17 protein-coding genes and 4 tRNA genes are annotated in these 19,810 nt (G+C 70.9%); 12 read left to right on the forward strand and 9 right to left on the reverse strand.

Annotation, left to right across the window (positions count from 1 at the left end; all coding sequences use genetic code 11):
- Positions 1 to 8: 8 nt before the first annotated feature.
- Together ACFY0I_RS08015 and ACFY0I_RS08020 are read right to left on the reverse strand one after the other, a co-directional pair.
- The gene (locus ACFY0I_RS08015; RefSeq protein ID WP_388891709.1) at positions 9 to 1,433 is read right to left on the reverse strand and encodes a sulfatase-like hydrolase/transferase; all 1,425 of its coding nucleotides are present in this window, start codon (positions 1,431 to 1,433) and stop codon (positions 9 to 11) included.
- A 188-nt stretch (positions 1,434 to 1,621) separates the two neighbouring features.
- Entirely contained in the window at positions 1,622 to 1,717 is a 96-nt protein-coding gene (locus tag ACFY0I_RS08020; RefSeq protein WP_388891712.1) for a putative leader peptide, read from the reverse strand.
- 194 nt (positions 1,718 to 1,911) lie between these two features.
- Between ACFY0I_RS08020 and purF the strand changes: the two genes are divergently transcribed.
- Both purF and purM read left to right on the forward strand, forming a co-directional pair.
- On the forward strand, positions 1,912 to 3,429 hold the full coding sequence (gene purF / locus ACFY0I_RS08025) for an amidophosphoribosyltransferase (protein WP_362874980.1): 1,518 nt from the start codon (positions 1,912 to 1,914) through the stop codon (positions 3,427 to 3,429).
- A gap of 106 nt (positions 3,430 to 3,535) precedes the next feature.
- Positions 3,536 to 4,606, forward strand: a complete 1,071-nt coding sequence (gene purM, locus ACFY0I_RS08030; RefSeq protein ID WP_388891715.1) for a phosphoribosylformylglycinamidine cyclo-ligase — start codon at positions 3,536 to 3,538, stop codon at positions 4,604 to 4,606.
- Between the two features lie 93 nt (positions 4,607 to 4,699).
- Here the strand turns inward: purM and ACFY0I_RS08035 are convergent, their stop codons facing one another.
- Together ACFY0I_RS08035 and ACFY0I_RS08040 are read right to left on the reverse strand one after the other, a co-directional pair.
- Positions 4,700 to 4,969, reverse strand: coding sequence for a DUF3073 domain-containing protein (locus ACFY0I_RS08035; RefSeq protein ID WP_388891717.1), 270 nt, complete (start codon positions 4,967 to 4,969; stop codon positions 4,700 to 4,702).
- Between the two features lie 279 nt (positions 4,970 to 5,248).
- Complete coding sequence (locus ACFY0I_RS08040) at positions 5,249 to 6,388, reverse strand: Leu/Phe/Val dehydrogenase (RefSeq protein WP_388891719.1); 1,140 nt, start codon at positions 6,386 to 6,388, stop codon at positions 5,249 to 5,251.
- 258 nt (positions 6,389 to 6,646) lie between these two features.
- Here ACFY0I_RS08040 and ACFY0I_RS08045 point away from each other — a divergent pair, with 258 nt between their 5' ends.
- Positions 6,647 to 7,501: a hypothetical protein gene (locus ACFY0I_RS08045; RefSeq protein WP_388891723.1), complete on the forward strand. Its 855-nt coding sequence runs from the start codon at positions 6,647 to 6,649 to the stop codon at positions 7,499 to 7,501.
- A 587-nt stretch (positions 7,502 to 8,088) separates the two neighbouring features.
- Positions 8,089 to 8,295 (forward strand): developmental transcriptional regulator BldC, encoded by a 207-nt coding sequence (gene bldC, locus ACFY0I_RS08050; protein WP_003949541.1) that lies wholly within the window; start codon positions 8,089 to 8,091, stop codon positions 8,293 to 8,295.
- Positions 8,296 to 8,979: 684 nt separating this feature from the next.
- Here bldC and ACFY0I_RS08055 read toward each other — a convergent pair.
- Both ACFY0I_RS08055 and hrpA read right to left on the reverse strand, forming a co-directional pair.
- Positions 8,980 to 9,053, reverse strand: a tRNA-Asp gene (locus ACFY0I_RS08055).
- A gap of 70 nt (positions 9,054 to 9,123) precedes the next feature.
- Entirely contained in the window at positions 9,124 to 13,047 is a 3,924-nt protein-coding gene (gene hrpA, locus ACFY0I_RS08060; protein ID WP_388891726.1) for an ATP-dependent RNA helicase HrpA, read from the reverse strand.
- 110 nt (positions 13,048 to 13,157) lie between these two features.
- Here hrpA and ACFY0I_RS08065 point away from each other — a divergent pair, with 110 nt between their 5' ends.
- The 3 genes from ACFY0I_RS08065 to ACFY0I_RS08075 all read left to right on the forward strand — a co-directional run bounded on the left by ACFY0I_RS08065 (position 13,158) and on the right by ACFY0I_RS08075 (position 15,225).
- On the forward strand, positions 13,158 to 13,577 hold the full coding sequence (locus ACFY0I_RS08065) for a hypothetical protein (protein ID WP_388891729.1): 420 nt from the start codon (positions 13,158 to 13,160) through the stop codon (positions 13,575 to 13,577).
- Between the two features lie 77 nt (positions 13,578 to 13,654).
- A complete protein-coding gene (locus ACFY0I_RS08070) occupies positions 13,655 to 14,386 on the forward strand; it encodes a DsbA family protein (RefSeq protein WP_388891733.1) in 732 nt (243 codons plus the stop codon).
- Positions 14,383 to 15,225, forward strand: a complete 843-nt coding sequence (locus ACFY0I_RS08075; RefSeq protein WP_388891736.1) for a cytochrome c biogenesis CcdA family protein — start codon at positions 14,383 to 14,385, stop codon at positions 15,223 to 15,225. The genes ACFY0I_RS08070 and ACFY0I_RS08075 overlap by 4 nt, the downstream gene beginning before the upstream one ends.
- A gap of 38 nt (positions 15,226 to 15,263) precedes the next feature.
- Here the strand turns inward: ACFY0I_RS08075 and ACFY0I_RS08080 are convergent.
- The 3 genes from ACFY0I_RS08080 to ACFY0I_RS08090 form a co-directional block, all read right to left on the reverse strand.
- Positions 15,264 to 15,340: transfer RNA gene (locus ACFY0I_RS08080), tRNA-Phe, on the reverse strand.
- A gap of 22 nt (positions 15,341 to 15,362) precedes the next feature.
- Positions 15,363 to 15,436 (reverse strand) — tRNA-Asp (locus ACFY0I_RS08085).
- A gap of 40 nt (positions 15,437 to 15,476) precedes the next feature.
- Positions 15,477 to 15,549: transfer RNA gene (locus ACFY0I_RS08090), tRNA-Glu, on the reverse strand.
- 103 nt (positions 15,550 to 15,652) lie between these two features.
- On the opposite strand from ACFY0I_RS08090, the gene ACFY0I_RS08095 reads away from it, so the two are divergent.
- The 5 genes from ACFY0I_RS08095 to ACFY0I_RS08115 form a co-directional block, all read left to right on the forward strand.
- On the forward strand, positions 15,653 to 16,003 hold the full coding sequence (locus ACFY0I_RS08095) for a metallopeptidase family protein (protein ID WP_030225620.1): 351 nt from the start codon (positions 15,653 to 15,655) through the stop codon (positions 16,001 to 16,003).
- Positions 16,000 to 16,491, forward strand: coding sequence for a fluoride efflux transporter CrcB (gene crcB, locus ACFY0I_RS08100; protein WP_388891740.1), 492 nt, complete (start codon positions 16,000 to 16,002; stop codon positions 16,489 to 16,491). Before ACFY0I_RS08095 ends, crcB (ACFY0I_RS08100) begins: the two co-directional genes overlap by 4 nt.
- Positions 16,488 to 16,862, forward strand: a complete 375-nt coding sequence (crcB, locus tag ACFY0I_RS08105) for a fluoride efflux transporter CrcB (RefSeq protein ID WP_388891742.1) — start codon at positions 16,488 to 16,490, stop codon at positions 16,860 to 16,862. Before crcB (ACFY0I_RS08100) ends, crcB (ACFY0I_RS08105) begins: the two co-directional genes overlap by 4 nt.
- 86 nt (positions 16,863 to 16,948) lie before the next feature.
- A complete protein-coding gene (locus ACFY0I_RS08110) occupies positions 16,949 to 17,581 on the forward strand; it encodes a hypothetical protein (protein WP_388891745.1) in 633 nt (210 codons plus the stop codon).
- Between the two features lie 273 nt (positions 17,582 to 17,854).
- Positions 17,855 to 19,810: DEAD/DEAH box helicase (locus tag ACFY0I_RS08115; RefSeq protein ID WP_388891748.1), on the forward strand; the 1,956-nt coding region annotated here is incomplete at its 3' end.

Consider the following 19,810-nt stretch of genomic DNA (forward strand, 5'->3'; position numbering starts at 1 on the left):
GCGGCGACTCAGGCCGGGTAGGGCAGCAGGCCCGCGTCGGTCTTCTCCCACGCCGCCCGCAGCTGCGCCAGCCGCGCCGGCTCCACGGCCGCCTTGTCGGCCTGCTCCCTGATGTCCCCGGCCAGGTTGAACAACTGGTCCCGGCCCGACTTGCCCCGGTAGTACTTCCAGTCGCCCCGCCGCAGCGCCCGTTCCCCGCGCACCCGCCAGAAGATGTCCCGCTCGGCCGGCTTCTCGTCGCGCAGCAGGTACCCGGCCAGGCTCACCCCGTCCAGCGGGTACGCGCGGTGCGGGCGGGTGCCGGCCAGCTCCAGCAGCGTCGCCGTCCAGTCCGGGCTGAACACCGGGACGTGGCTGACCTGGCCGCCGTCCACCCGGGCCGGCCAGCGCAGGATGTTCGGCACCCGGATCCCGCCCTCCTGGAGCGAGGCCTTGTTGCCCGACAGCGGCCAGTTGTACGAGAACCGCTCGCCGCCGTTGTCGCTGGAGAACACGACCACCGTGTTGTCCTCCTGCCCGGAGCGCTTCAGCGCCTTGAGCACCTCACCGATCGACCGGTCCAGGTCCTCCACCAACTCCTTGTACTTCTCGACCGAGCCGCCGTCCTGGTGCCACAGCGCCCGCCCGTCGCCCGCCTTGATCCGCCGGACGATCTCGGCACTCTCCTTCGTGTCCCCCTCGGCGATCCACGGCCAGTGCGGGGTGGTGAAGTTGAGGTTCAGCAGCCACGGCTTGCCGTGGTGGTCGCGCGAGACGTACTCGCTCGCCCGCTCGGTGAGGACCTTCGTGTAGTACCGCAGGTCCTTGTACTCGGCGTCGCCCTCGTACAGGTCGTACTCGCCGCCCAACCCCAGCTTCGAGTAGTACTCCAGGGCCCCGCCGAAGTTCCCGAAGAACTCGTCCCAGCCCGACCGGGTCGGGCTGTAGTCCGGCAGGTAACCCGCGTGCCACTTGCCGATCAGCGCCGTGGCGTAGCCCGATTCCTTCAGCAGCGAGGCCAGCGTCGGGTGCGTCGGCTCCAGGCCCACCGACTTGTCGGCGATCGGCTCGGCCAGCCCGCCCTTCGTACGGGCCGGGTAGCGCCCGGTGTACAGACTGAAGCGGGTCGGCGAGCAGGTCGCGGAGCCCGAGTAGGCATCGGTGAAGCGCACGCCCTGGCGGGCGAGGCGGTCCAGGTTCGGGGTCTTGATGTGCGGCGAACCGTACGAGGACAGGTCCGACCAGCCGAGGTCGTCACCCAGGATGAAAAGGACATTCGGGCGCCTCGACTGCCGCCCCCGAGCGGCCCTGAACTCACGCTCCTCGGGTCCGGCGTGCTCCGCCCCGGCGGCCGCGGCCGGGCCCGCGCCGAGCCCCACCGCGGCGGCGGCCGCGGTCACCCCGACCGCGCCGCCGAAGGCACGCCGGGACAGTTTCGATTCGTACGAAGTCACAAGTACTCCAAGGCATGGCCGACCGGCCTGCCCGGGGCGGCGCGGGACGGCGCACGGCACGGCGGGGCGGGCTCGGTCAGGACAGGAGGGCAGAGCGGAAGGGGCCGGCGCGCAACGTCACAACGGCGGTCGGTGCGACGGGAAGAGCCGGAAGGAAGGAACACGCGCGCCGCGGCGCGCGGCGATGCCTACGCGCAGCCGGGACAGATGGCGCTCGCGACACGGACCAGGTCCACGTGTCGGCGCTCGACGAGGGTGACGGAGCGGTCACCGAAAGGCTGCATGAGTCGGAACCTTGTACGAACCCACAGGCACCTGTCAACCAGGGCATTCCGGATGCCGAGACGGCCGGCGAAGCCCCACGTCACAGCGCTTTTCGCGGTCACCCTCCGCAGGGGTTACCCGACTGTCCGCACTGTGACTTTTCCGGGTCCTCCTCAATTCGGACCAGTGGTCGATCTCGCCTACACTCGGAGCCGTGCCTCGTGGTGATGGACGACTCAACCACGACCTGCTCCCCGGTGAGAAGGGCCCCCAGGACGCTTGCGGCGTCTTCGGTGTCTGGGCTCCGGGTGAAGAGGTCGCCAAGCTCACCTACTTCGGACTGTATGCACTGCAGCACCGCGGACAAGAGTCCGCGGGAATCGCTGTGAGCAACGGTTCCCAGATCCTCGTTTTCAAGGACATGGGCCTCGTTTCCCAAGTCTTCGACGAAACCTCTCTCGGCTCGCTCCAAGGTCATATCGCGGTCGGTCACGCCCGCTACTCGACCACCGGAGCCTCCGTCTGGGAGAACGCCCAACCGACCTTCCGCGCGACCGCCCACGGCTCCATCGCCCTGGGTCACAACGGCAACCTGGTGAACACCGCCGAACTCGCCGAGATGGTCGCCGACCTCCCCCGTCAGGACGGCCGCGCCACCCAGGTGGCGGCCACCAACGACACCGACCTGGTCACCGCCCTCCTCGCGGGGCAGACCGACGAGGACGGCAAGCCGCTGACGATCGAGGAGTCGGCCACCAAGGTCCTCCCGAAGGTCAAGGGCGCCTTCTCGCTCGTCTTCATGGACGAGGGAACGCTCTACACCGCCCGTGACCCGCAGGGCATCCGCCCGCTGGTCCTCGGCCGCCTGGAGCGCGGCTGGGTGGTCGCGAGCGAGACCGCCGCCCTCGACATCTGCGGCGCCAGCTTCGTCCGCGAGGTCGAGCCGGGCGAGCTCATCGCGATCGACGAGAACGGCCTGCGCACCTCGCGCTTCGCGGAAGCGAAGCCCAAGGGCTGTGTCTTCGAGTACGTCTACCTGGCGCGCCCGGACACCGACATCGCGGGCCGCAACGTCTACCTCTCGCGTGTCGAGATGGGTCGGCGCCTCGCCAAGGAAGCCCCCGTCGACGCCGACCTGGTGATAGCGACGCCGGAATCCGGCACGCCCGCCGCCGTCGGCTACGCCGAGGCGAGCGGAATCCCGTTCGGAGTCGGCCTGGTCAAGAACGCCTACGTCGGCCGGACCTTCATCCAGCCCTCGCAGACGATCCGCCAGCTCGGCATCCGGCTGAAGCTCAACCCCCTCAAGGAAGTCATCCGGGGCAAGCGCCTGGTGGTCGTCGACGACTCGATCGTCCGCGGCAACACCCAGCGCGCCCTGGTCAAGATGCTCCGCGAGGCCGGCGCGGCCGAGGTCCACATCCGGATCTCCTCGCCGCCCGTGAAGTGGCCGTGCTTCTTCGGCATCGACTTCGCCACCCGGGCCGAGCTGATCGCCAACGGCATGACGGTCGACGAGATCGCCACCTCCATGGGCGCGGACTCGCTCTCGTACATCGCGCTCGACACGATGATCGAGGCGACCACCATCCAGAAGCCCAACCTCTGCCGCGCGTGCTTCGACGGCGAGTACCCGATGGAGCTGCCCGACCCGCAGCTCCTGGGCAAGCAGCTCCTGGAGACCGAGCTCGCCGGCGGCAAGGACGCCGCCGACGCGCTGCGCCGCCCGTAGCCGGAGCCCCCGCGCGGCCCGCTCAACCTGCGCGGGGTCCTGTCTTTCAAGCTTCTCCCAGGGCCCCGCACCACCCGCAGTAACGACACGAAAGCTCTCTCCTGTCATGACAGAGAAGACCACCGGTGCCAGCTACGCAGCCGCGGGCGTGGACATCGAAGCGGGCGACCGCGCCGTCGAGCTGATGAAGGAGTGGGTGAAGAAGACGCAGCGCCCCGAGGTCCTCGGCGGCCTCGGCGGCTTCGCCGGCCTCTTCGACGCCTCCGCCCTCAAGCGCTACGAGCGCCCCCTCCTGGCCTCCGCGACCGACGGGGTCGGCACCAAGGTGGACATCGCCCGCCGGATGGGCGTCTACGACACGATCGGCCACGACCTGGTCGCGATGGTCATGGACGACATCGTCGTGTGCGGCGCCGAGCCGCTCTTCATGACGGACTACATCTGCGTCGGCAAGGTCCACCCCGAGCGTGTCGCGGCGATCGTCAAGGGCATCGCCGAGGGCTGCGTCCTCGCCGGCTGCTCCCTGGTCGGCGGCGAGACCGCCGAACACCCCGGCCTGCTCGGCCCGGACGACTTCGACGTGGCGGGCGCGGGCACCGGCGTCGTCGAGTACGACCGCCTCCTGGGCGCGGACCGCATCCGTACGGGGGACGCCGTCATCGCGATGGCATCGTCCGGCCTTCACTCGAACGGGTACTCGCTGGTCCGCCACGTCCTCTTCGACGGGGCCGGTATGTCCCTGGAGCAGCACGTCGAGGAACTCGGCCGGACCCTCGGCGAGGAACTGCTGGAACCGACCAAGATCTACTCGCTGGACTGCCTGGCGCTCACCCGGACGGCCGAGGTGCACGCGTACTCGCACATCACCGGCGGCGGCCTCGCGGCCAACCTGGCCCGGGTCATCCCGGACCACCTGCACGCCACGGTCGACCGTACGACCTGGGCCCCCGGCGCGATCTTCGACCTGGTCGGCAAGGCCGGCAAGGTCGAGCGGCTGGAGCTGGAGAAGACCCTGAACATGGGCGTCGGCATGATGGCCGTCGTCCCGCAGGAGTCGGTGGACGTGGCCCTGACCGCCCTCGCGGACCGGGGCGTCGACGCCTGGGTCGCGGGCGAGATCCTGGACCGCGGCGACCACACCGAGGGTGCGACCCTCACCGGTTCCTACGCGGTCTGAGCAGCACTGAAACCCGGTCCGGGGCCATGCCCCGGACCGGGTTTCGATGTATGTCAGCCGACTCGGACGCCGCTGTGCAGGAGGTCCTGCGCGTCAAGCCCCGCGACGGTGCGCCGACGGACCGGACTCTTCGTCCTCTTCGTCGTCGTCATCGCCGTTGTACAGAGCCGCGTACTTGGCGTACGGGTCGTCGTCGTCATCGTCCTGATCGTCATCGACTTCGACCGGCGCGCTGATAGGCAGCGGCTCTGTCGGCGATGCGCCCAGCTCATTGGCCAGACGCGAGAGGTCAGTCCCGCCGCTGTTGTACTTCAGCTGGCGGGCGACCTTTGTCTGCTTGGCCTTGGCCCGGCCGCGCCCCATGGCTCGACCCCCTCGGTGACGGGGCTCGACGGCCCCAGAGTCTGACACGCGTTCATGGTTCGGAGCGGGCTCTCCGTGGAGAGACCGTCCGTAGGGGTTTAACGGTACCTGCTTCCGCGGCCATACGGTACGCCGCCCGCATGACGCGCCCCGGTGCAGGACCAGCGGGACACCCCGTACTCGCTGGTCAGCTGCGATTTTAACCCTTTCCTGGCGGGCGACCCGCCGAAGTGCAGTGAGTTCCGTCTCGCCGCACCCCGACGGGCCCCCTTTTCGGGGCTACGCGGTGCGGGCGCCGCCCGCCCGGGCGGCGGCGCGGGCCGCGAGCGCCTCGGACATCCGCTGCTCGGCGATCCGGTCGGCCGCGGCGGCCGGCGGGATCCCGTCGGCCTTCGCACGTGCGAATATGGCCAGCGTGGTGTCGAAGATCTTCGAGGCCTTGGCCTTGCAGCGGTCGAAGTCGAAGCCGTGCAGCTCGTCGGCGACCTGGATGACACCGCCCGCGTTGACCACGTAGTCCGGCGCGTAGAGGATCCCGCGGTCGGCGAGGTCCTTCTCGACTCCCGGGTGGGCGAGCTGGTTGTTCGCCGCGCCGCAGACGACGGTGGCGGTGAGCACCGGGACGGACTCGTCGTTCAGCGCGCCGCCGAGGGCGCACGGGGCGTAGATGTCCAGACCCGGGGTGCGGATCAGGGCGTCCGTGTCGGCGACCGAGGTCACCTTGCCGCCGGGGTGCTTGTCGAGGATCTCCTGGACGGACTCCGCGCGGACGTCGGTGATGACCACCTCGGCGCCGTCCTCCAGCAGGTGCTCCACCAGGTGGCGGCCGACCTTGCCGACACCGGCGACGCCGACCTTGCGGCCGCGCAGCGTGGGGTCGCCCCACAGGTGCTGGGCGCTGGCGCGCATGCCCTGGAAGACGCCGTAGGCGGTGAGGACCGAGGAGTCGCCGGCGCCGCCGTTCTCGGGGGAGCGGCCGGTGGCCCAGCGGGTCTCGCGGGCGACGACGTCCATGTCGGCGACGTACGTGCCGACGTCGCAGGCGGTCACGTAGCGGCCGCCGAGCGATTCCACGAACCGGCCGTAGGCCAGCAGCAGTTCCTCGCTCTTGAGGACGGCCGGGTCGCCGATGATCACGGCCTTGCCGCCGCCGAGGTCGAGGCCGGCGAGGGCGTTCTTGTACGACATGCCGCGCGCGAGGTTCAGCGCGTCGAGGACGGCCTCCTCGTCGGAGGCGTACGCGTGGAAGCGCGTGCCGCCGAGGGCGGGGCCCAGGGCGGTGGAGTGGATCGCGATGACGGCCTTGAGGCCTGAGGCTCGGTCCTGGCACAGCACGACTTGCTCGTGGCCGCCCTGTTCCGTGCGGAACAGGGTGTGCAGGACGCCGTCGGTCATTTCGGTCACGGTGGTGACTCCCATGGAAGAGATGCGGCGGAAAGACGCCCGCCCTGCGGGTGGGGGAGGGCGCGCTGGGAGCAGCGTAAGACCTGCGGACCGCCCGGGAAGGGCCTGTCCGGGGATCGGAACACTCCCGTGTCACAGCGACCCCGCGGGCCCGCCGGAAACCGTGCGGAACGAGGGGTTCCAGGCCTCGGGCGCAGGGGTGCGGGCGCCGCCGCGCGGGCCGCGGGCGCTCCGGAGGTGAAGGAGCCGTCGAAAACGGGGAGGTACGACAGCGTGAGCGAATCCCCCGAAGTGCGGCCGCCGTCGGCCCGCCCCGTCCCGACCGTCCCGTACGCCTCCTACCTGCGTGTCTACGAGCCATTGGCGGCCTTCTCGGAACCCGAACGAGCGCACTGGGCGGACTACGTCCGGCGCGGGGTGGTGGCGACGGCGCAGGACGAACTGCGCCGCTCGCTCGTGGACTTGGTCCGCGTTCCGGTGGTGGGGGTGCCGGCGCACGAGAGCGCGGACGCCTTCACGGCCGAGCGGGACGGGGTGGTCCTGGTCTGCCCGTGGCGCACCCGGCTGCGCGGCTGGCTGGCCCTCCAGGAGCTGACGGAGTCGTTCCCGCTGCCGGTGCTGGACGCGGCGCTGCCCGCGCCGGCACGCAAGCGCGCGGCGGCGGAGTACGAGGAGTGGCGCGAGCGGAACCCGGACGCGCGGCCGTGGATCCGTACCGGGGTGTGGCAGGTTCCGCTGCGCTGGTTCGTGCTGGTCGGGGATGAGGAGCGGGAGTACGTGCCGGGCGAGCGGCTGCGGTACCGGACGCCGATGGTGCAGGCCCGCCGCCGGCTGGCCCGGGGGCTGCGGACCCTGCGGCGGGCGGAGGGGTACGCGCCGCTGGCCGAGGGGCTGGTGGAGGTCGGGAGCTGGTTGGAGGAGTTCCACCCGCGGTCGATGGTCGAACTGGATTACGGGGGGCTGTTGCACGCACTGCCGGCTGACGACCTCGCCGGCGACCGCTCCGCCCGCGACCTCGCGGCGGGGATGGACGCGCTGCGGGCGGGCGACCGGGAGGGGGCGTCGGAGGTGTACGGCGAACTGGCTCAGCGCTGGCGGGCGGTCAGGGAGAGGCTGTTCGCGAACTGATTCGCCTGGCAGGGTGTCCTTCGCCACGGTCGACGGGGGGCACGCGCCGGACCCTGGGCGTATCACCCGTATCGGTCGTATCGGCCGATCGGCCATAAGGTGCAGATCAGGGGCTTGATCGCCACATTGGGGTCTTAGTTCCAGGACCTACGTCCCGATACGGGCCATTGGCCCAAGCGTGACGGACCGCACTATCTACACCCTTGCGCCCTTCCCCTACCCTCGTGCCAAAATAGGACAAGGAGTCCGGGGAGGGTTCCTTCCGTCCAACTAAGGGCGGAATGCTCGGTATTGCACTCTATGGGGGGTCTGACGACTCCTGATCGCTCTGTGACTGATCGTCACAGTGGGGTGACTGTCCGTTATGGGGCGGTCCATCGGCTTCCGCCGCTGATGAACACCTCGGAGGGCAATTCCATCGGTTTGGCCGTCGAGGCTGGACGGATGGTGTAGTTGTAGTGCCGAGGACAAGCCGTTCGTCCTATAACCGACTCGGCCTGCGTATGTCCATTTCGGGCAACGCGGGCCAAGGTGCAGAATTTAGAGGAAAGAACCGAGATGGTTCGGTTCTCCCGAGGAGGCCGCTCATGACCGCTCGCACCCCTGATGCCGAGCCGCTGCTGACCCCGGCTGAGGTTGCCACGATGTTCCGCGTGGACCCGAAGACGGTCACCCGCTGGGCCAAGGCTGGCAAGCTCACGTCCATCCGCACCCTGGGTGGACACCGCCGTTATCGCGAGGCCGAGGTTCGCGCACTGCTCGCGGGAATTCCGCAGCAGCGCAGCGAGGCCTGAGGTCCCGCAGTACCACCGCTTTAACGGGTCTGTATCGGGTCCCCCAATCCGATGAAACCCACAACGCTTCAGACGGTTGAGGTTGCCCCAACAGCCTCTTTGCCGTTCGATCGCGCTGGACTCCGCCGGGTCCAGCGCGATCTTTTTTTATGCCCGCAGGGGGTGGAAACGTCGGGGCGCGCGCAGGGCCGGCAGGGTGGGTGCCATTGCACATATTAAATCGAGCCGGCGTAGGTGTGCGATAAACGTGCGAGTCTCAAAAACTCGTGTGGTGACTCCCGTCACAGTTGATCACTCTTGTACATCCGGCATTGCGCCCGTAAGGGATGTCCGCCGCAGAGCGCCTCGCGCCGAACGGGGGATTTCGCCCCGCGCGGGCAGTGTGCGGACCGGGCCGCGCCGGCGGCCCGCTGAGGGCTTCGCGGGGGCGCTGGGGGGTTGGGGGCCCGCGAGGGGGCGCCGGCCCCTCCTGGGGGCCTTCAGCGGCCTCGTCGGCTGCTGAATGATCATGATCTGGGTCGGTGTTGGAGCACACGGCCGGAGCGGGCCGTCGGAGCGGGCCGTCGGAGCGGGCGCCGTCCGCCCCCTGAGTCCGCGCCCGCGCCCGGTCGGTCGCCGACGGGCCCGAGGCCCAACGCGTCAGGGCCCGTATCCCCTGAAGGGATACGGGCCCTGACGTTTCTGCGAACCTGACGGGACTTGAACCCGCGACCTCCACCTTGACAGGGTGGCGAGCTAACCAACTGCTCCACAGGTCCTCGTTCGCGGCCGGATCACCCGGCTGCGATCGCAACTGTACAGCAGCTCAGGGGCTGTGGTCTAACCCGATCACGGAGCGAGGGCGTCGACCGCCTTCACGATCCTCTTGTCCGAGATCGGGTACGCCGTTCCGAGCGCGTGAGCGAAGTAGGAGACCCGGAGCTCCTCCAACATCCAGCGGATCTCGGTGACCTCCTCGGGCACCGGCCGACCCTTGGGGAGCTGCTCCAGGAGCCACAGGTACTCGTCCCGCATCTCGTGGACCTTCTCCATGCGCGTGGTGTCGCGCTGGGCGCCCGTGGGCATTTGCTGGAGCCGCCGGTCCGCCGCCACCAGGTAGCGCATCAGGTCCGGCAGCCGGCGCAGGCCGGTGAGCGTCACGAAGCCGGCCGGTACGAGCGCGGCCAGTTGGGCCTTCACGTCGGCGACGTTGGCCATCAGGGCCAGGCTGTTGGTCGTCTTCAGGCGCCGCTCGCAGGCCTGCCAGGCGGCCAGCACCTGCTGCACCCGGTCCACCGTGCGTACGGTCGTGTCCACCAGGTCGGCCCGTACCGCTTCGTAGAGCTTGCGGAAGCCCGCCTCGTCCCAGGCCGGGCCGCCGTGGTCGGCGATCAGCTGGTCGGCGGCAGCCGTCGCGCAGTCGTCGAACAGCGCCTGGATGGAGCCGTGCGGGTTCCGCGAAAGGGCGAGCTTCTGCTGGTTGGTGAGCTTGTCCGAGGCGAACTTCGCCGGGTTCACCGGGATGTTCAGCAGGATCAGCCTCCGCGTGCCCAGCCACATCGCCCGCCGCTGCTCGGCCTCGGTGTCGAAGAGCCGTACGGAGACGGTCGCCCCCTCGTCCACCAGCGCCGGGTACGCCTTCACCGGCTGGCCGGCCCGACGGGTTTCGAAGACCTTCGTCAGGGCGCCGATCGTCCAGTCGGTCAGCCCGGACCGCTCCAGGGACTCCCCGCCCGCCCGCTCGGCGGTGGCGGCCGCGGCCTTGGACAGGGCCTGGCGGGCCTTGGGCTTCAGGCGCAGCCGCAGGGCCTCCAGGTCCTTGTCCTCGGCGAGGTTCTTGCGCCGCTCGTCGACGATCCGGAAGGTGATCTTCAGGTGGTCCGGGATCCGGGACAGGTCGAAGTCCTCCGCGGAGACCGGCACGCCGACCATCCGGTGCAGCTCGCGCGCCAGCGTCACCGGCAGCGGCTCCTGCAACGGAACGACCGTGTCCAGGAAGCGGGTCGCGAAGTTCGGCGCGGGCACGTAGTGCCGGCGGATCGGCTTCGGCAGCGAGCGGATCAGCTCGGTGACGACCTCCTCGCGCAGGCCCGGGATCTGCCAGTCGAAGCCCTCGTCGGTGACCTGGTTCAACACCTGGAGCGGGACGTGGACGGTCACGCCGTCCGCGTCCGCGCCCGGCTCGAACTGGTAGGTCACCCGGAACTTCAGCGGTCCCTGCCGCCAGCTGTCCGGGTAGTCGGCCTTGGTGACCCCGGCCGCCTTCTCGGTCAGCAGCATCTCGCGCTCGAAGTCGAGGAGTTCGGGCTCCTCACGCTTCTTGTGCTTCCACCAGGAGTCGAAGTGCGCCCCCGACACCACGTGGTCCGGGATGCGCCGGTCGTAGAAGTCGAAGAGGGTCTCGTCGTCCACCACGATGTCGCGGCGCCGGGCCCGGTTCTCCAGCTCCTCGACCTCGGTCAGCAGCTTCCGGTTGTCGGCGTAGAACTTGTGGTGCGTGCGCCAGTCACCCTCCACCAGCGCGTTGCGGATGAACAGCTCGCGGGAGACCTCGGCGTCGATCCGGCCGTAGTTGATCTTCCGCTGGGCGACGATCGGCACGCCGTACAGCGTGACCTTCTCGTACGCCATCACGGCCGCCTGGTCCTTCTCCCAGTGCGGCTCGCTGTACGTGCGCTTGATCAGGTGCTGCGCGAGCGGCTCCACCCACTCGGGCTCCACCTTCGCGTTCACCCGCGCCCACAGCCGCGAGGTCTCCACCAACTCGGCCGACATCAGGAACTTCGGCTGCTTCTTGAACAGCGAGGAACCCGGGAAGATCGCGAACTTCGCGGACCGGGCACCCAGGTACTCGTTCTTGTCGGTGTCCTTCAAGCCGATGTGCGAGAGCAGACCGGCCAGCAGCGAGATGTGGACGTGCTGCTCCGGCGCGTCCGCCTCGTTGACGTGGATGCCCATCGAGCGGGCGACCGTGCGCAGCTGCGTGTAGATGTCCTGCCACTCGCGGATCCGCAGGAAGTTCAGGTACTCCTGCTTGCACATCCGGCGGAAGGAGGAGGAGCCCCGCTCCTTCTGCTGCTCCCGGACGTAGCGCCACATGTTCAGGTACGAGAGGAAGTCGCTGGTCTCGTCCTTGAAGCGGGCGTGGTTCTGGTCGGCCTGGGTCTGCTTGTCCGAGGGCCGCTCCCGCGGGTCCTGGATGGACAGGGCCGCCGCGATGACCATGACCTCGCGGACGCAGTTGTTCTTGTCGGCCTCGACCACCATGCGGGCCAGCCGCGGGTCCACCGGCAGCTGCGAGAGCTGGCGCCCCATCGGCGTCAGCTTCTTGCGCGGATCCTTCTCCGCCGGGTCGAAGGCGCCCAGCTCCTGGAGCAGCTGCACGCCGTCGCGGATGTTGCGGTGGTCCGGCGGGTCGATGAAGGGGAACTTCTCGATCTCGCCCAGGCCGGCCGCGGTCATCTGGAGGATCACGGAGGCCAGGTTGGTGCGCAGGATCTCGGCGTCCGTGAACTCCGGACGGGAGAGGAAGTCGTCCTCCGAGTACAACCGGATGCAGATGCCGTCGCTGGTACGACCGCACCGGCCCTTGCGCTGGTTCGCGCTGGCCTGGGAGATCCGCTCGATGGGCAGCCGCTGCACCTTGGTGCGGTGGCTGTAGCGCGAGATGCGGGCGGTGCCCGGGTCGATCACGTACTTGATGCCGGGCACGGTCAGCGAGGTCTCGGCCACGTTCGTCGCGAGCACGATCCGGCGGCCGGTGTGCTGCTGGAAGACCCGGTGCTGCTCGGCGTGCGAGAGGCGCGCGTAGAGGGGGAGGACCTCGGTGAGGCGCAGCTTGCGCTTCTCCAGGGCGTCCGCGGTGTCGCGGATCTCCCGCTCGCCGGAGAGGAAGACGAGGACGTCGCCCGGCCCCTCGGACTGAAGTTCGTCGACGGCCTCGCAGATCGCGGTGATCTGGTCGCGGTCGCTGTCCTCGGAATCCTCTTCCAGGAGCGGGCGGTACCGCACCTCCACCGGATACGTACGGCCGCTGACCTCGACGATCGGCGCGTCCCCGAAGTGGCGGGAGAACCGTTCCGGGTCGATGGTCGCCGAGGTGATCACGACCTTCAGGTCGGGACGCTGCGGCAGCAGCCGGGCCAGGTAGCCCAGCAGGAAGTCGATGTTCAGGGACCGCTCGTGGGCCTCGTCGATGATGATCGTGTCGTAGGCGCGCAGCTCGCGGTCGGTCTGGATCTCGGCGAGCAGGATGCCGTCGGTCATCAGCTTCACGAAGGTGGCGTCCGGGTTCACCTGGTCGGTGAACCGGACCTTCCAACCGACGGTCTGCCCGATCTCGGACTTCAACTCCTCGGCGATCCGCTCCGCGACCGTGCGGGCCGCGATCCGGCGGGGCTGGGTGTGCCCGATCATGCCCCGGACGCCACGGCCCAGCTCCATGCAGATCTTGGGGATCTGCGTGGTCTTGCCGGAGCCGGTCTCGCCGGCGACGATCACGACCTGGTGGTCGCGTATCGCCTCGGCGATCTCGTCCTTCTTCTGGCTGACGGGGAGGTTCTCGGGATACGTGACCTCCGGCATCCGGGAGGCACGGCCGGCGAGCCGCTCGGCGGCCTTCGCGGCCTCCGCGGCGATCTCGTCGAGCACGGCCTGCTGGGCCTCGGGCTTGCGGATGCGGCGGGCGCCTTCGAGGCGGCGGCCGAGGCGGTGCGCGTCACGGAGGGAGATCTCACCGAGAAGCGTCTGCAGGGCGGCGAAGGAAGTAGACATACCTGATCGAGGATCTCACCTGCGGCCTCCGGGTGGCGAACGCATTTGTGGGCCTCCCCGTACCATTTCGGGACGAGTCCCCCGGCCGTACGAGTGAGAGGCAGCCCACCTTGTCCCGCCGCCACCGTGTGTGCTGCCTGCTGGCGGCCGTACTCGCGGTGCTGCTCGGCGCGGTGACACCGGCGGCGGCCGCGCCGTACCCGGGGCGCGCGGTTCCGGTTCCGGTGTCGAGTCCGGCCTCGGCCCTACCGGCCGCGAGGGCCGCGGAGTCGGGCGCTGCCGTGACCCCGACCGCCGCCTCCGCCGGTCCGGCCGGGCCCCGCGGACCCTCCTGCGCCCCCGGATCCCCCGACACCGGCCGGACCCCGGCGGTCCCGCCGCGCGCCGGGCAGGACCACGCGCCGCTCCCGGCGGCCCGGCCCGCGCCCGAGGTGGGCCGGCCGCACGGCACCATGCCCGTACGGGGCCCCGTACGGGGGCCCGACCGGCCCGCGCCGGGTCCGGTGGAGCTCTCCGTGATGCGGGTCTAGGGCCTGTCGTTCGACGACAGGCCCCGAGAGGGGCCGCCCGCCGGTCCCCTCACCACCCGTACTCCTGGAGCACCCGCATGCCTTCCCCCGCCCGGTCCCCCCGCCCCTCCCGCAAGCCCCTGTTCGCCGCCGCCGGCGTGGCCGTGGCCGCGATCACCCTCGGCCTGGTCTCCTGGCAGGCCACCGCCCCCGACGACAGGTCCCGCGAGACCTCCGCCCACGCCGGCCCCCGTACGGACGTCGCCCCGGAACTGCTGGCCCTGGCCCGCCGCGACGGCGCCGACAAGCTCGCGACCGGCCGCGCCGACGCCCCCGTCGTCCTCATCGAGTACTCGGACTTCCGGTGCGGGTACTGCGGCAAGTTCGCCCGCGACACCGAACCCGAACTGGTGAAGAAGTACGTCGAGGACGGCACCCTGCGCATCGAGTGGCGCAACTTCCCGATCTTCGGCGCCGAGTCCGAGGCCGCCGCCAAGGCCGCCTGGGCGGCCGGCCGGCAGGACCGCTTCGCCGCCTTCCACCGGGCCGCGTACGCCGACGGCGCCAAGGAGGCCGGCTTCGCGGGGGCGCGGCTGGTGGAGTTGGCCCGCCGGGCCGGGGTCCCGGACCTGGAGCGGTTCGAGCAGGACATGGCCGGCGAGGAGGCCGCCGCCGCCCTGAGGAAGGACCGGGACGAGGGCTACCGCATCGGCGTCAGCTCCACCCCGTCCTTCCTGGTCAACGGCCGCCCGATCGCCGGGGCGCAGCCCATCGACGCCTTCCACGCCGCGATCGCCGCGGCGAAGGCCGAGGCGGCGGCGGGCAGGTGACCGGCATCGGATACCTGGCCGCCCTGCTGGGCGGCCTCCTCGCCCTGCTCAGCCCGTGCAGCGCGCTGCTGCTGCCCGCCTTCTTCGCGTATTCGATCGACTCCCGCTCCCGGCTCCTCGCGCGCACCGGGATCTTCTACGCGGGCCTCGCGAGCACCCTCGTACCGCTGGGCGCGGCCGGTTCGTACGCGGGGCGGTTCTTCCACGAGAACCGGGACGGGCTGGTCCTCGCCGGCGGCTGGCTGATCATCGCGCTCGGCCTCGCCCAGATCCTCGGCCTCGGCTTCGCCCCGAAGCGGCTCGCCGAACTGTCCGGTCGGATCCGCCCGACCACCGCCCTGTCGGTGTACGCGCTCGGTGCGGTCTACGGGCTGGCCGGCTTCTGCGCCGGTCCGATCCTGGGCAGCGTGCTCACGGTGGCGGCGGTCGGCGGCAGCCCGGTCCACGGGGGGCTGCTGCTGGCGGTGTACGCGCTGGGCATGGCCGTCCCGCTGTTCCTGCTGGCGCTGCTCTGGGAGCGCTTCGACCTGGGCGGCCGCCGCTGGCTGCGCGGCCGGGCCTTCCGGGTCGGGCGCCTGGAACTGCACACCACCTCGCTGCTGTCCGGGCTGTTCTTCCTGACCCTGGGCGCCCTGTTCCTCGTCTACGACGGGGCGAGCGCGCTGCCGGGACTGCTCGACGTGGACGACTCGTTCGCGGTGGAGCGGTGGGTGGGCTCCGTCGCCGACGCCGTACCGGACCGGGCCCTGCTGGGGCTGGTCGCGGTGGCGGCGACGGCCGTCGGCCTGACCCGGTGGCGGCGCGCGGTCCGCGCGGAGCGGCCGGAACCGGAGGGATGACGCACAGAAGGCCCCGTCCGATGGACGGGGCCTTCTACTGGTGGCTGGGGCCGGGGTCGAACCGGCGACCTATCGCTTTTCAGGCGATCGCTCGTACCAACTGAGCTACCCAGCCACGAGACCGTTTCCGGTCTCAGCGAACCTGACGGGACTTGAACCCGCGACCTCCACCTTGACAGGGTGGCGAGCTAACCAACTGCTCCACAGGTCCTTGCAATGTGCGAGCACAAGTCTCGCACACAGTTAATGCGTACCCCCAACGGGATTCGAACCCGTGCTACCGCCTTGAAAGGGCGGCGTCCTGGGCCACTAGACGATGAGGGCTAAAGGCCCGCCGGGCACTTCTCAGCGCGTCGGGGACGTGAGAAGCATATGGGATCCGGGGAGCTATCGCCAAAACGGTTTCCCGCGGAGCGACAATGGCCGGGTGCTGGAGATGACGCGCGAGGAGTTCGAAGAGCTCGTCGCAGAGGCCCTGGACCGCATTCCGCCGGAGCTGACGCGGCTGATGGACAACGTGGCGGTGTTCGTCGAGGACGAACCACCGGCCGACGACCCCGAGCTCCTCGGGCTCTACGAGGGGACCCCCCTCACCGAGCGCGGCGAGTGGTACGCCGGGGTGCTGCCGGACCGCATCACGATCTACCGGAACCCCACGTTGCGCATGTGCGAGGACCGGGAGAGCGTGGTCGCGGAGACGGAGGTGACCGTCGTGCACGAGATCGCCCACCACTTCGGGATCGACGACGAACGGCTGCACGCGCTGGGCTACGGGTGACCGGACCCACCCCCGGCCCGGCCGGCGAACCCGTCGACCCGGACGTCGACCTCCGCGCGGCGGGGGAACGGACGCGGCCCCGGGGCCCGGTGCTCGCGGCCGTGGCCGCCGGCGGCGTGGTCGGGGCCTGCGCCCGGTACGGGGCCGGACTGCTGTGGCCCGCCGCTCCGACGGCCTTCCCGTGGACCACCCTGTGGATCAACGTCCTGGGCTGCGCGCTGATCGGCGTACTGATGGCGGCGATCGCCGAGGACGGACGCACCGCCCACCCCCTGCTGCGGCCCTTCGTGGGGACCGGCGTGCTCGGGGGCTTCACCACCTTCTCGGCCTACGCCCTGGACGTCTCGCGGCTGCTGGACGCCGACGAGGCCGGTGCTGCCCTCGCGTACGCCGCGCTCACGGTGGTCGGAGCACTGGCGGCCGTGCTGGCGGGCGCGACCCTGACCAGGCGGCTCCTGGGGCTCCCGGCCCGGCGGGGGCGCGGATGAACTGGCTGCTGGTGATCGCGGGGGCGGCCGTGGGGGCGCCGCTGCGCTATCTGACCGACCGCGCCGTGCAGGCGCGCCACGGCTCCGACTTCCCGTGGGGGACCCTCGCGGTCAACGCGGTCGCCTGCCTGCTGCTGGGGGCGCTGACCGGGGCGGTGCTGGCCGGGGCCGCTCCCCGGGGGTTGTCCCTGTTCCTGGGGACGGGCCTGTGCGGGGCGCTGAGCACGTACTCGACCTTCTCGTACGAGACCCTGCGACTGGCCGAGCGCGGCGAGTCGTTCCTGGCGGCGGCGAACGTCCTGGGATCGGTGCTGGTCGGGCTGGGCGCCGTCCACCTGGGCTCCCAGGTGGCCCGGCAGCTGTTCGCGTAAGGGGCGTGTCTCTTACGGGGTAAAGGGAGTTGGGCAACTTGACCCGCTCATCGCGGACCCCGCCGCCGTGTTCCGGAGGTGCCCCCGTGCGCCAGTTGACCACTTCCCTCAGACTGGCCGTCTCCGCGCTCGCCGTGGCGGCGACGGCGGGCTGCATGAGCGTCGGCGAGGACGCCGCGAAGCCCGGTCCGGCCGCGTCGGCCGGCGCCAAGGACACCGCCGGTTCGGGGGCGGCCGCCGGCGCCGGGCGGGGCTCCGCGGGCCACGGCAACGGGCACGGGGCGAAGGACGCCGCCGGGAGCCGGGACGGCAAGGCCGGCGAGCCCGGCAAGGCCTCCGGCGCGACCGGGGCGTCCCCCAGCCCGGGCGCCCCCGCCGGCCGACCCGGCGCCCCCTCGCCGTCGGCCGGTCCGGGCGGCGGCGCGGGCGGCCAAGGGCCGCAGGAGCCCTCCGGGGGCGGCGCGGGCGGTGCGGGCGGCGGTTCCGGCTCCGGCGGTTCCGGCTCGGGGTCGGCCTCCGGGGGCTCGGGGTCCGGCGGTTCCGGCTCGGGTTCGGGCTCGGGGTCCGGTTCCGGAGGCGCCGGCTCCGGAAGCTCCGGAGGGTCGGCCACCGTCCCGCCGGTCGATCCCCCCGTCGACCCGCCTGTGACGGAACCCACTCCCACTCCGCCCGTCGACCCGGGCCCCGACCCGACCGCCGGGACGGGCGGGACTTCGTAGTTCCCGCCGCCTCCGGGTGGGTCGGCCGCGCTTCCCCGAGACTCGCGCCGATGGGATCGTCCCAGGTCAGACGGGTATCTGCCGGAACGACTTGCCAGACCCCCAGGAGGGTGCGTATGGTTATAGATCGTTTGATCCCATTGCCCGGCGCCGAATCCGAAGAGCGCCGTGTGGCGCGTACTCCCTAGCCGTGGCTGACCGCATTGAGGCGGTCGATTTGCGATTCACGGAGTTTGGGCGCGTGCCGAGACTCCGGAAGGTTTCGCATTTCGCATGTCCATTTCCAGTTCTGACCGTTCCGTCATGCCCGAGAACGACTCCAACGACGAGATCGTCACCGCCGAGACCCTCGCGGTCACCGAGGCCATGGAGGCCATCGAGGCGGAGGAGATCATCGAGGCCCTCGAGGCCGACGTGACGTCCGACGGTTCCCTCTCCGACGCCGCCGCCGACGAGGCCGACGCGGAGCCCACCATCACCTTCGGCGACCTGGGCCTGCCCGACGGCATCGTCCGCAAGCTCGCCCAGAACGGCGTCACCGCCCCCTTCCCGATCCAGGCCGCGACCATCCCGGACGCCCTGGCCGGCAAGGACATCCTGGGCCGCGGCCGCACCGGCTCCGGCAAGACCCTCTCCTTCGGTCTGCCGACCCTGGCCTCGCTGGCCGGCGGTCACACCGACAAGAAGAAGCCCCGCGCGATCATCCTCACGCCGACCCGTGAGCTCGCGATGCAGGTCGCGGACGCCCTCCAGCCCTACGGCGACGTCCTCGGCCTGAAGATGAAGGTCGTCTGCGGCGGTACCTCCATGAGCAACCAGATCTACGCCCTGGAGCGCGGTGTCGACGTCCTCGTCGCCACCCCCGGCCGCCTGCGCGACATCATCAACCGCGGCGCCTGCTCGCTGGAGAACGTCAAGATCGCGGTCCTCGACGAGGCCGACCAGATGGCCGACCTGGGCTTCCTGCCCGAGGTCACCGAGCTGCTCGACCAGATCCCCGGCGGCGGCCAGCGCATGCTCTTCTCCGCCACCATGGAGAACGAGATCGGCACCCTGGTCAAGCGCTACCTGTCCAACCCCGTCACGCACGAGGTCGACAGCGCGCAGGGCAACGTCACGACCATGACGCACCACGTCCTCGTCGTGAAGCCGAAGGACAAGGCGCCGGTCACGGCCGCCATCGCCGCCCGCAAGGGCCGCACCATCATCTTCGTCCGCACCCAGCTGGGCGCCGACCGCATCGCCGAGCAGCTCATCGAGGCCGGCGTGAAGGCCGACGCGCTGCACGGCGGCATGACGCAGGGCGCCCGTACCCGCGTCCTCGCCGACTTCAAGGACGGCTACGTCAACGCGCTCGTCGCGACCGACGTCGCCGCCCGCGGCATCCACGTCGACGGCATCGACCTGGTCCTGAACGTGGACCCGGCCGGTGACCACAAGGACTACCTGCACCGCTCGGGCCGTACCGCCCGCGCCGGCAAGTCCGGTGTCGTCGTGTCGCTGGCGCTCCCGCACCAGCGTCGCCAGATCTTCCGCCTGATGGAGGACGCGGGCGTCGACGCCTCGCGCCACATCGTCCAGGGCGTCGGCGCGTTCGACCCCGAGGTCGCCGAGATCACCGGTGCGCGTTCGCTCACCCAGGTCCAGGCCGACTCGGCGAACAACGCCGCCAAGCAGGCCGAGCGCGAGGTCGCCGACCTCACCAAGCAGCTGGAGCGCCTGTCGCGCCGTGCCGTGGAACTGCGCGAGGAGGCCGACCGCCTCGTCGCCCGTTCCGCCCGCGAGCGCGGTGAGGACCCGGAGGCAGCCGTCGCCGAGGTCGTCGAGGCCGCCGAGGCCGAGGTCGCGGCAGCCGTCGCCGCCGTCGCCGAGCCCGTCGCCCAGGAGCGCACCTTCGAGCGTCGCGACGACCGCGGCAACTACGAGCGCCGCGACAACCGTCGTGACGACCGCGGTGACCGTGGTGGCGACCGTGGCGGTTTCCGTCGCGATGACCGTCCGTCGGGTGGTTTCCGTTCCGGTGGTGACCGTCGTGACGACAACCGTGGTGGCGGCTTCCGTCGCGACGACCGTCCGTCCGGTGGCTTCAACCGTGACGACCGTGGTGGCGACCGTGGCGGCTTCCGCCGCGACGACCGTCCGTCGGGTGGTTTCCGTTCCGGTGGTGACCGTCGTGACGACAACCGTGGTGGCGGCTTCCGTCGCGACGACCGTCCGTCCGGTGGCTTC

It is taken from the genome of Streptomyces sp. NPDC001568 (assembly GCF_042893755.1).
Classification (GTDB): Bacteria; Actinomycetota; Actinomycetes; order Streptomycetales; family Streptomycetaceae; genus Streptomyces.